The sequence below is a fragment of the Winogradskyella psychrotolerans RS-3 genome, assembly GCF_000427335.1.
Lineage (GTDB): Bacteria > Bacteroidota > Bacteroidia > Flavobacteriales > Flavobacteriaceae > Winogradskyella > Winogradskyella psychrotolerans.
This window is the reverse complement of the sequence record NZ_ATMR01000022.1, coordinates 1-10,366: the sequence shown is the minus strand read 5'-3', so window position 1 is coordinate 10,366 and position 10,366 is coordinate 1. Positions and strand designations below refer to the sequence as shown.

General features: G+C 34.2%; 11 protein-coding genes. 8 read left to right on the top strand and 3 right to left on the bottom strand.

The window, feature by feature from the left end; genetic code table 11:
* The 5 genes from ADIWIN_RS02030 to ADIWIN_RS21725 form a co-directional block, all read left to right on the top strand.
* Positions 1-1,156 (top strand): glycosyltransferase (locus ADIWIN_RS02030; protein ID WP_235046968.1); only part of this gene is annotated, 1,156 nt, incomplete at its 5' end.
* 176 nt (positions 1,157-1,332) lie between these two features.
* Positions 1,333-2,565, top strand: a complete 1,233-nt coding sequence (locus tag ADIWIN_RS02025; RefSeq protein WP_235046966.1) for an O-antigen ligase family protein — start codon at positions 1,333-1,335, stop codon at positions 2,563-2,565.
* The gene (locus ADIWIN_RS02020; protein ID WP_040756292.1) at positions 2,519-3,535 is read left to right on the top strand and encodes a glycosyltransferase family 4 protein; all 1,017 of its coding nucleotides are present in this window, start codon (positions 2,519-2,521) and stop codon (positions 3,533-3,535) included. The genes ADIWIN_RS02025 and ADIWIN_RS02020 overlap by 47 nt, the downstream gene beginning before the upstream one ends.
* A gap of 161 nt (positions 3,536-3,696) precedes the next feature.
* Positions 3,697-4,320, top strand: coding sequence for a nucleoside-diphosphate sugar epimerase/dehydratase (locus ADIWIN_RS21730; RefSeq protein ID WP_020897353.1), 624 nt, complete (start codon positions 3,697-3,699; stop codon positions 4,318-4,320).
* 26 nt (positions 4,321-4,346) lie between these two features.
* A complete protein-coding gene (locus tag ADIWIN_RS21725) occupies positions 4,347-5,090 on the top strand; it encodes a sugar transferase (protein ID WP_020897352.1) in 744 nt (247 codons plus the stop codon).
* Positions 5,091-5,350: 260 nt separating this feature from the next.
* Here ADIWIN_RS21725 and ADIWIN_RS21040 read toward each other — a convergent pair whose 3' ends face one another.
* From ADIWIN_RS21040 to ADIWIN_RS02005, 3 genes are read right to left on the bottom strand one after another with little or no spacing between them, the layout of a single operon-like run.
* Positions 5,351-5,665 (bottom strand): hypothetical protein, encoded by a 315-nt coding sequence (locus ADIWIN_RS21040; RefSeq protein WP_020897351.1) that lies wholly within the window; start codon positions 5,663-5,665, stop codon positions 5,351-5,353.
* 47 nt (positions 5,666-5,712) lie between these two features.
* Entirely contained in the window at positions 5,713-6,519 is an 807-nt protein-coding gene (locus ADIWIN_RS02010) for a lipoprotein N-acyltransferase Lnb domain-containing protein (RefSeq protein ID WP_020897350.1), read from the bottom strand.
* 8 nt (positions 6,520-6,527) lie between these two features.
* On the bottom strand, positions 6,528-7,601 hold the full coding sequence (locus tag ADIWIN_RS02005; RefSeq protein WP_020897349.1) for a putative type IX sorting system protein PorV2: 1,074 nt from the start codon (positions 7,599-7,601) through the stop codon (positions 6,528-6,530).
* 306 nt (positions 7,602-7,907) lie between these two features.
* Between ADIWIN_RS02005 and ADIWIN_RS02000 the strand changes: the two genes are divergently transcribed.
* From ADIWIN_RS02000 to ADIWIN_RS01990, 3 genes are all read left to right on the top strand, one after another.
* On the top strand, positions 7,908-8,663 hold the full coding sequence (locus ADIWIN_RS02000; protein ID WP_020897348.1) for a CDP-alcohol phosphatidyltransferase family protein: 756 nt from the start codon (positions 7,908-7,910) through the stop codon (positions 8,661-8,663).
* Positions 8,664-8,688: 25 nt separating this feature from the next.
* Positions 8,689-9,570, top strand: a complete 882-nt coding sequence (locus tag ADIWIN_RS01995; RefSeq protein ID WP_020897347.1) for a DUF808 domain-containing protein — start codon at positions 8,689-8,691, stop codon at positions 9,568-9,570.
* A gap of 451 nt (positions 9,571-10,021) precedes the next feature.
* Positions 10,022-10,333: a GIY-YIG nuclease family protein gene (locus ADIWIN_RS01990; RefSeq protein ID WP_020897346.1), complete on the top strand. Its 312-nt coding sequence runs from the start codon at positions 10,022-10,024 to the stop codon at positions 10,331-10,333.
* Positions 10,334-10,366 lie beyond the last annotated feature (33 nt).

Genomic DNA, 10,366 nt, shown 5'->3' with positions numbered 1-10,366 from the left:
CCAACAACCAACAACCAACAACCAACAACCAACAACCAACAACCAACAACCAACAACCAACAACCAACAACCAACAACCAACAACCAATTGAAAGTACTACAGTTAATAGATAGTTTAGAAGCAGGTGGGGCAGAGCGTATGGCTGTAAATCTGGCGAATGCCTTGGTTACAGAGGTTGAGGCCTCTTATTTGTGTACCACGCGTGCTGAAGGGCTTTTAAAAGAGAGCTTAAAAGCAGAAGTTGGTTATCTATTTTTAAAACGTAAAAGAACTTTAGACTTTTCGGCATTAAAGCGTCTCTTACAATTTGTAAAACACGAACAGATTACCGTTGTGCATGCCCATGCGAGCTCTTATTTTATGGCGACCTTATTAAAATTAGTTCACCCGAAGCTTACTATTATTTGGCATGATCATTACGGTAATAGTGAGTTTTTAGAGCAACGCCCTAAAGCTATTTTAAAATGGTGCTCTAAAACGTTTAAATCTATTATTACGGTAAACGCAGTATTAGAACACTGGGATAAGCAGAACCTGTACTGCAAAAATGTTGTGTTTTTGCCCAACTTTGTAGTGTCGTATCCAATTACAAAGACCATTACAACGCTAAAAGGTGTGACAGGAAAACGGGTCTTATGTTTAGCCAATTTACGCCCTCAAAAAGATCATATTACACTTTTAAAGGGGTTTAAACTAGTGGTACAGCAGTTTCCAGAATGGACCTTGCATTGTGTGGGGAAAGATTTTGAGGATGCTTATGCTGAAACGATTAAAACAACGGTAGAAGCATTACATTTAGAAGAAAGCGTTTTTTTTTACGGCAGTTGTAAAGATACCACAGCTATTATTGCGCAAGCAGATATCGGGGTCTTAGCGTCTAAATCTGAAGGTTTGCCTTTGGCATTATTAGAATACGGTCAAGGTGGATTAGCAGTAATTGCAACTGATGTAGGGGATTGTCATTTAGTGGTACCATCAAAGCTGCATGGGGAGCTTATACCACCACAAAAGCCCAAGGAGTTAGCCAAAGCATTAAAAATGTTTATGACTAATATAGAACTGCGACAACAAACCGGAAAACGTTTGCAAAATTTTGTAGCTGAAACATTTTCAGAAGCAGCAAGCATAAAGCAAATACTAGCATTATATGTTTAAATTTGTCCCTTACCTATGAGCAAAAGATTAACACATAAAAAAAATACCATTTCACCAATGATGGCTATGTGGCTTTGATGGTGTTACACTTATTGGTCGGAATAGGGATTTATTATATTCCGCAATTTTCTAAATTGTATTTTATCATTGTATGTTTCTATTTTATAGGAAAAGTAATGTTATCACCAAAGCGTTCTAAAACCATGTGGGTCTTGTTTGGTTGTGCTTATATTGCGGCAGCAGAATCCCTTTTTAGGATGACGGGTGGAGGCTTGTTTTATGAGTTTTCTAAATATTATATCATTTTATTGGTGTTAATAGGGATGTTTTTTACAGGAGTATCTGGGAGAAGTTATCCCTATTTTATTTATCTTGTTTTACTGCTTCCTTCAGTTTTAGTAGCGTCAACGACATTAGGGTATGATTTAAACTTTAGAAAATCGATAGCCTTTGTACTCAGTGGCCCGGTCTGCTTAGGGGCATCTGCTTTATATTGCTACGATAAAAAAATAAGCCAAGAACAGTTATTACAAATTTTGGCTTGCATGACCTTTCCGGTCTTAGCAATGATGGTCTATTTGTTTTTATACAATCCAAGCGTTAAAGAGGTCTTACAAGGTACGGGGTCTAATTTTGAAGCTTCTGGTGGCTATGGCCCTAATCAAGTAGCGACCTTATTAGGTTTGGGTATGGTGGCATTAACCGTGCGGTTTTTTTTAAAATCCCCAAGTTTGTTTTTAAAACTATTTAATTTGGTGTTTTTAGGCTTGGTCTCTTTTAGAGCTTTAGTAACCTTTAGTCGTGGCGGGGTGCTTACAGCAGTGATGATGATGATTGGATTTTTAATAATTCTGTATGGAAAATCAAAATATAAAAAACGACAGCAAATTTTAGGCTCATTTTTTTTACTGGGTATTGGAGTGGCTATAACGTGGTCTATAACGGCAAGTCAAACCAATGGATTAATAGAAAATCGTTATGTAAATGAAGATGCCACAGGGAGAGGAAAATCAGATCTTTCTACAGGTAGGGTTGATTTGTTTGTCCGTGAATTTGAAGGCTTTTTAAGACATCCTTTTTTTGGAGTGGGAGCGAATGGAATGAAACAAGTACGTTTAGAAGAGGAAGGGAAAATTATTGCTTCGCATAATGAAGTGAGCCGTTTATTTTCTGAACACGGCGTCTTTGGATTAATTATTTTATTGCTGCTTATTTTTACCCCTTTAGTCTATCGTTTACAACACAAGGGGAATTTGCTGTTTTATTCTTTTCTAATCTTTTGGTTTGCCACCATTAATCATTCGGCCATGCGTATTGCAGCTCCAGGCTTTATTTATGGCTTAGCGTTATTACATATTACTTATGAAAAAAAACGTCCTGTATCTAGGAAACAACTTATCGAGCCGTAAGACCAACGTTTCTTATATGAAAGGCTTAACACAGGCCTTAGAAGGAGAAGGATTTAAGGTGGTCTGTAAATCGGCATTTCAAAATAAGATCGCACGTGTCTTAGATATGGTTAAAGGCACCATAGTGTATGGATACCGTATGGATAATGTATTAATCGATACCTATAGCACTCAGAATTTTTATTACGCTTTGCTGGTGAGTCAAGTCTGCCGCGTATGGCGTTTACCCTATATTCCTATTTTACATGGGGGCAATTTGCCCCAACGCTTAGAACAGAACCCTAAATTAAGCCGCATGCTGTTTCAGTCGGCTAAAGTATTAGTGTCCCCTTCTATATATCTAAAAGAGGCCTTTAGCAAACATGGGTTTACGAATGTGGTCTATATTCCTAATAGTTTACAGCTACAAAATTATCCGTTTACCATAAGACCCATGGATACCATACGCTTATTATGGGTGCGTTCGTTTTCAGAAATTTACAATCCTTGCTTGGCCGTAGATATTTTAAAGGATCTACAAGATCGCGGTTATGAAACCACGTTATGTATGGCAGGCCCAGATACGGATGGTTCTTTGGCTAAAGTGAAGTCGCATGCCAAAGCTTTAGGAGTTACGGTAGATACACCAGGCAAGCTTACTAAAACAGAATGGATAGCGCTTGCTAAAGATTATAATGTGTTTATCAATACCACCAATTTTGATAACATGCCGGTGAGTGTTATAGAAGCCATGGCTTTAGGGCTACCTATTGTGTCAACGAATGTTGGTGGCATGCCTTACCTTATTGAAGACGGAAGCGATGGTGTCCTTGTGCCACCTAATAATACAAAAGCATTTGTGGAAGCGATTCTTAAATTAAAATCAAATCCAGAGGAGACGCAAAATAGGGTAACTAAAGCCCGCGAAAAAGTAGCACTATTTGATTGGAGCCTTTTAAAAGAAAAATGGAAGGCCGTATTATTTAAGTGAAAACAGGAGTTATAATGAGTTTAAAACAAGACTGTTATAATGTCGCTGCTTTCTCTTAAGAAATTACCAGTGACACGCTAACTACATATTCTGTTTTTAGTCCAAATAAAAGTTGATAATTAATAAGACTTCTTATATTTACACTCTAGAATATTTTATTAATGCCTAAGAAAAAAAGTATTCATTTTGAAGTATCTGAACGTAAAATTTTACTGAGAACGGTAGATTTACTCGTGGTATTTTTAGGAGTATCTGCTTTAAGCTTTTACTTTGATTTTGAATATATAGAAGTGAGCCTAGAAAACATAGGTCATTTAATTTTATTAGGAATCTATGTTGCCGTTTTTGGTACTATTTTTGAACTCTACGATTTACAAAAAGCGAGTCAGTTAGACACGACGTTTAAAAATATTGTCATCACCGCTTCTACGGTGCTTTTGTTTTATCTGTTAACTCCGGTGCTAGCTCCGTATTTACCAGTAGAGCGTTTACAAATTGTATATCTCTATCTTGTTTTAATAATTTCAATTCTTTTATGGAGAATCTTTTACATTAACTTAATAGAATCTCCACGGTTTTATAAACGTGTACTTTTAGTTGGTGAAATATCAAATATTGATGGTTTAGTTAAAGCTTTAAATACCTCAGATCCCAATTACAAAATAGTGGGTTTTATTAATAGTGAAGCCTCGTCTTTAGAATCTGTAAAGTATAATGGACTTCCAGAGTTTGAAGCTAAGTACTTTTTAGAAACGATTAAAAAGAAAAAATTTCTGAAATTTTAGTAGCGAGTTTTAACACAGAGGCTATTATGGCAGAGGTGTATCACGATTTAATTTCATTACTAGAGCGTGGGTTTAAAATTCGAGATTATACCCAAGTCTATGAAGAACTGTTACATAAGGTTCCAATTCAATTTGTTGGAAAGGATTTCTATAAGTATTTTCCTTTTAGCCGAAGTAATGAGAATAAGCTTTACATATTTGTGCAGCGTGCCTTTGATGTTGTATTTGCGATAATAGGTTTGTTAATTGGTATTTTATTGTTGCCTATTATTTTACTAGGAAATGTAGTAGGGAATAGAGGGCCTTTATTTTATACGCAAGAGCGTGTCGGTAAAAATAGTACACCTTTCAATATTTTGAAGTTGAGAAGTATGGTGGTAGACGCAGAACAAAATGGAGCTAAATGGGCACAAAAAAATGATTCTAGAATAACAAAATTTGGAATGTTTTTAAGACGCTCTCGTATGGATGAAATTCCTCAATTTTATAACGTACTAAAAGGCGAAATGAGTATCATTGGACCACGACCAGAGCGTCCGTTCTTTGTGAATGAGTTATCACGTATTATTCCATTTTATGAAACACGCCATATTATAAAACCAGGTTTAACCGGTTGGGCACAAGTAAAAACACGCTATGGAGCTTCCGTTGATGACAGCTTAACGAAACTGCAATATGATTTGTTTTATATTAAACACAGAAGCATCTTTTTAGACTTTAATATTTTTATTAAAACACTAAGTACGATTTTGTATTACCGAGGACAGTAGGTTTTTGAGTGAATAGTTAATAGTGAAGCGTGAATAGTGTAAAGTGAAAAGTTTGAAGAACTAAGAAACAAGACTTGACTCCAACCATTAGATTACTGTCTATTCCTTAACGTGGAAACTATATGTTCTGACTACTTCAAATTATTTTGTAAATTCTTAAAACCTGATAATCAAATAGCATTGATTTTGATAATTCTATAACACAAATCTAACGTGTTATTAATCGCACATTAATGATTTAAATGATCTGGTGTTTTAGCTTAATTCTGATTAAAGAATTTTACCAAATAGATATATCTTACTAACAGTGCAATGAGTAAAGGAATTAAACCAATTGCAAAGACTTGCACACCGATAATCCAATGCGACGTTAGTAAACAAAGCATTATGATTAGGAATTTTAAATACTTTTTAAACCAGGTTTTAACTTTTGGCTTAAGCAATTGAGCAACTACAAAAATATTAAGCGGAAATGCCCACAATACATTATAATTCTGAGCCGTCGCAGAATGGTCAGTCGCAAACCATAATAGCAAAATAACAATACCAATAATTCCTGTAACACTAAAAAGCAAAATATCTAACCACTTGCTTCGTACCTTATTTTTATAATCCTTATAGGTTATAAATAAAAAAGGATGGCTAATAGTCCAATTACCACTAATGGACTAAATAAGATGTTCGACGCTGCATTTGTGCCTTGTTTTTGATACAACACCGTTGCGTTTTTAACTAAAGGCTCAGAAGTGCTTGTTTCGGTGGTTTCAAAAAACGCATGAATATATTTTGGCAAAAACATAAATTCTTTAGCTGAGGCTTGTCTGTCGATTACAGATCCTAACGCAATATCTATTCCAAAGCTTCCCCAAGTGTTTAAGCCGACTTGCTCATGTATAAGCTCTCTAAATGTTTTAGGCTCTAGATGTTCTGGACTTATAAATTTGAGGTCACCTTTTGTCGTTGTTTGTGCAACATCTCTAATTCGAGTGGCACAATTATCATAGAAAAAATCATATAAATACCGTCTGTTTTCGGGTTTGTAATTGTTTTCTAAAAAGTTGAATACGTTTTGTTTTTCTTCTCTGGAAAGATTTAAAACCTGTTCTTCAATCGTACGATTAGCATTGGTATACGCATAAAAAAAGCGATCGAAGTTATGCCTGCTAATGAGATAGTTTAACTTTCCTTGTGCAAATTTTAAATAAAAATTAGGAGCATCAAAATCGTACTCACCATAACCGTAAACCACGTCTATTTCTAAGTTAGTATCTTTTATTCTAAAACCATTATGACCAAAAGCATCATTTAGAGATTCACCTGGCCCAATAGTTAATACAGATATTTCAGCCTCATCGGATAGTTGAAATTGCTGAGCAAATGTTGAAGTAATAGTAAATAGGAAAATAAATGAGAGTAACTTTAATTTCATAAGTAAAACTATCTAAAGACGCTAAAGTCTATTTTTAAAGAAAATACGTTAGAATACAACGCCGCACTTTGGTCTCCAATATCGGTAAAGGCATAATCGATTTGAATACCTCTGTATTTAAAACCCACTCCAAAGTTAGGTTGGAATGTTATTTGTTCGGAATCATCAATTTGTAGTTCATTTTGAAAATTACCAACTCCTGCTCTTAGAAACACTAAATCGGTATAGCCAAATTCAAATCCTAAAGCAGGATTAATACTTGCAAACGATGTGGATATAATATCATTATTTTGAGCAAAGCGCATGTTTAAGTTTGCCGCTGCTAATAAGGAATAGTCATAATGGAAAACCCACTTTTTAGACATCCCAAATTGTAATTTAGGAATGGTGATTTCAGTGGTTTCAGGTAACTCTTGGTTTTCGCCGTCAACAGCACCGCTAATTTGTTCAAACTTTTCTTCGTCAATAGACCAGGCATTATATGTGGTGGTTATATCTCTGGCCATTATTCCAAACTTCCAATCATTTTTACTTTCAAATTGAAGACCTGCATCAAAACCAAAACCCCAAGATGATGCAAAATCACCTATAATTCTTCGGATAATTTTAGCATTCACACCAAAATTTAAACCATCTAAAGGCAATTTTCTGGCGTACGAAAATGTGAGTCCATAATCAGCGGTAGAAAACGTGCTTATTCTATCATAATTAATGTTGCCTTGGTCGTCTATTAATTGTGTGGTATCTAAAATATCATCGACGCCAAATCGTATAAGTGAGAAGCCAACAGCACTTTTGTCATCTAAAGGCATGGCATACGCTATATAGTTGTAGTTCGCTATGTTAGCAAAATAACTAGAGTGCATTAAAGCCAGTTGAGTATCTTCAAGATGCACCAATCCTGCGGGATTCCAATAGCCAGAATTTACATCGTCCGTTTGAGATACAACAGCGTTACTCATACCCAAAGCGGCAGCATCAACACCAATATTCATAAACTCGTTTGAATATTTTCGGGTGGTTTGAGCTGAAACCGTAAGAGTAGCAAGTGTCAATACCAAACTAAACACATAATGTCGCATATAAATCGTTTCTTTTTAGCTTACTTTTTATTAAAAATTGTTACCGTAACAAAGGCTATGCTAAGAATTTGTAATTTCAATTAATCTAAAAATAATTCAATTTCTTTATACGACATTAGTTGTTCAATTTGATATAAGAGAATTACTAAGTAACTTTTCAACAGCAAAATTTTTTTACAAAGATGCATAATATTTTTCTATCTATTTAACTCTAGATGTCTGTTCTTATTGTTTTCTTTTCATGTAAATTGAAAATAATATGAGATAAGACACAAATTCTTTTATATTTTTACAAAAAATACATCTATGAGTTTTAAAAGACACATTCCTAATTTTGTTACACTTCTTAACCTGTTCGCGGGCTGTATAGCTGTGATATTCGCTGTAAATGGTAACTTTATTGTTGCCGCTATTTTTGTGTTTTTAGGAGTGTTTTTCGACTTCTTTGATGGGCTTTTAGCGCGTAAACTCAATGTGCAAAGTCCTTTAGGTATTCAACTAGATTCTTTAGCAGATTTGGTAACTAGTGGAGTAGTGCCTGGTATTATAATGTTTAAGCTTATTTCGTTGACCATTGATGCACCAGATTATTCAGCTTATACGGACAGCTGGAATTCTGTTTTTCACTGGCAAGGCTTTAAAATGTCTCTGCTACCTTTAATAGGTTTGTTTATTACCCTAGCGTCTGCTTATCGTTTGGCTAAATTTAATATAGACGAAGATCAACAATCGTATTTTAAAGGTTTACCGGTTCCTGCAAATACTTTAGTGATATTATCACTACCATTAATTCTAGAATATCAGAATAATGATCTTATGAATTCTATAATTATTAATAAATGGTTTTTAATCGGTTTAACGCTTTTAAGTTGTTACCTCTTAAATTCTAACATTAAATTATTTGCCTTAAAATTCAAAAACTGGGGATTTAAGGATAATAGTGTGCGTTATATTTTTCTTTTGTTAAGTGTAGTCCTTTTAATTGTACTTCACTTTGCAGCGATTCCTCTTGTTATCGGGCTGTATATTGCTCTTTCTTTGTTAACGCAGTCTAAAATTTAATTTTCACCAAACTTAATTATTGTTAATGGCTTCAGGATTTTTTGCACTACTAGATGATATCGCAGCTATAATGGATGATGTCGCTGCAATGACTAAAATTACCACTAAGAAAACAGCAGGTATTTTAGGAGATGATTTGGCCGTTAATGCGGAAAAGGCTTCAGGTTTCGTGTCCTCTCGTGAAATCCCAGTATTATGGGCTATTACCAAAGGATCAATGCTTAATAAGATCATCATATTACCATTGGCATTTTTATTAAGTGCCTTTATTCCGTGGGCTGTTATCCTGATTTTAATACTTGGTGGTTTATACTTAGCCTATGAAGGTGCCGAAAAAATCTATGAGTTTATAGTGCCGCATCCAAAAGAGGTAACGGTTGATCTTAAAAAAGATTTAACGAAAGAAGAATTATTAGATTTAGAGAAATCTAAAATAAAATCAGCTGTCGTTACAGATTTTATTTTATCGGTTGAAATTGTAATTATAGCTTTAGGCTCGGTAGTTAATGAGCCGATAGTAACTCAGATAATTGTGGTTTCCATAGTGGCATTAATTGCAACGATTGGTGTTTATGGTATAGTGGCACTAATTGTGCGAATGGATGACCTTGGTTTAAGGTTTATTAGCAAGAGTAATGGTGAAAGCGGCTTTTTATTTGGATTAGGAACGTTTTTAGTAAAAGCGTTACCCATAATCATTAGAAGTTTATCGGTTATTGGTACAATCGCATTACTCTTAGTTGCAGGTGGTATTTTTGTTCACAATATTGATTTTATGCACCATGTCTTAGAACAAATTCCTTCGATTTTAAGAGATTTTATTGTAGGACTTGCCGCAGGAGCTGTTTGTTTGCTTTTAGTAAATGGTGTGAAGTTATTACTTCCTAAAAAAGAAGGTAAACATTAAAGGATTTTTGTATAAGTGGATTCCTGCCTTCGCAGGAATGACAGACTAATTAGAGTTTATTTTACGGAAAGTGGATTCCTGTTTTTCACAGGAATGACAAAGTGATTGATTTTTTTTATTAGTTAGTATAATTCTTGTTTTCTCACGGCTAACAATTTAATTTCTAGTTTTTCCTCTCCATAAGAATTACGATTGAATCGCTTTTAATTAATTAAAATTGATTTTGTGATTAGTGTGGTTCTATTTTTACAGGAATGACAATCCTCTTCTGAATTATAGGTTTCTAAGAAAATAGTATTTTTATTTCAGCTTTTCTGTAATAATACTTTTAAATGTACATCATTGGTTTTTAGTGTTTTATTATTATATTTATTAAAGGTTCCTGTTTTGTCATTCCTGCGAAGGCAGGAATCCACTCGTGTTTCATTTAGCTAAAATCAAATGTCCACTCATGTTTAAAACCATCCATCAATATTACCTTTATATTATTACTAATAAAACTTATGGTACGCTTTATATTGGAGTCACTAATGACCTAGAGCGTCGTATGTTTGAACACAAGAATAAATTAGTTGAGGGTTTTAGTAAGAAGTATGGCCTATATAAGTTAGTTTATTTTGAAAGCTTTCAGTATGTTAATGATGCTATTACCCGTGAAAAGAATATGAAAAAATGGAAAAGGCAATGGAAAATAGATCGTATTGAAAAAGAGAACTTTAATTGGGTTGACTTATCTAAAGATTGGAGAGTTTTTGATGATTAGAAGTGGTATTAGGGAGCTTATGGCTATTTTTTT

Excerpts from the sequence above, each read along its gene's own strand:
- ADIWIN_RS02025 (WP_235046966.1), top strand. The coding sequence starts at position 1,333 with ATGTTATCACCAAAGCGTTCTAAAACCATGTGGGTCTTGTTTGGTTGT.
- ADIWIN_RS02020 (WP_040756292.1), top strand. The coding sequence starts at position 2,519 with ATGAAAAAAAACGTCCTGTATCTAGGAAACAACTTATCGAGCCGTAAG.
- ADIWIN_RS21730 (WP_020897353.1), top strand. The coding sequence starts at position 3,697 with ATGCCTAAGAAAAAAAGTATTCATTTTGAAGTATCTGAACGTAAAATT.
- ADIWIN_RS21725 (WP_020897352.1), top strand. The coding sequence starts at position 4,347 with ATGGCAGAGGTGTATCACGATTTAATTTCATTACTAGAGCGTGGGTTT.
- ADIWIN_RS02010 (WP_020897350.1), bottom strand. The coding sequence starts at position 6,519 with ATGAAATTAAAGTTACTCTCATTTATTTTCCTATTTACTATTACTTCA.
- ADIWIN_RS02005 (WP_020897349.1), bottom strand. The coding sequence starts at position 7,601 with ATGCGACATTATGTGTTTAGTTTGGTATTGACACTTGCTACTCTTACG.
- ADIWIN_RS02000 (WP_020897348.1), top strand. The coding sequence starts at position 7,908 with ATGAGTTTTAAAAGACACATTCCTAATTTTGTTACACTTCTTAACCTG.
- ADIWIN_RS01995 (WP_020897347.1), top strand. The coding sequence starts at position 8,689 with ATGGCTTCAGGATTTTTTGCACTACTAGATGATATCGCAGCTATAATG.
- ADIWIN_RS01990 (WP_020897346.1), top strand. The coding sequence starts at position 10,022 with ATGTTTAAAACCATCCATCAATATTACCTTTATATTATTACTAATAAA.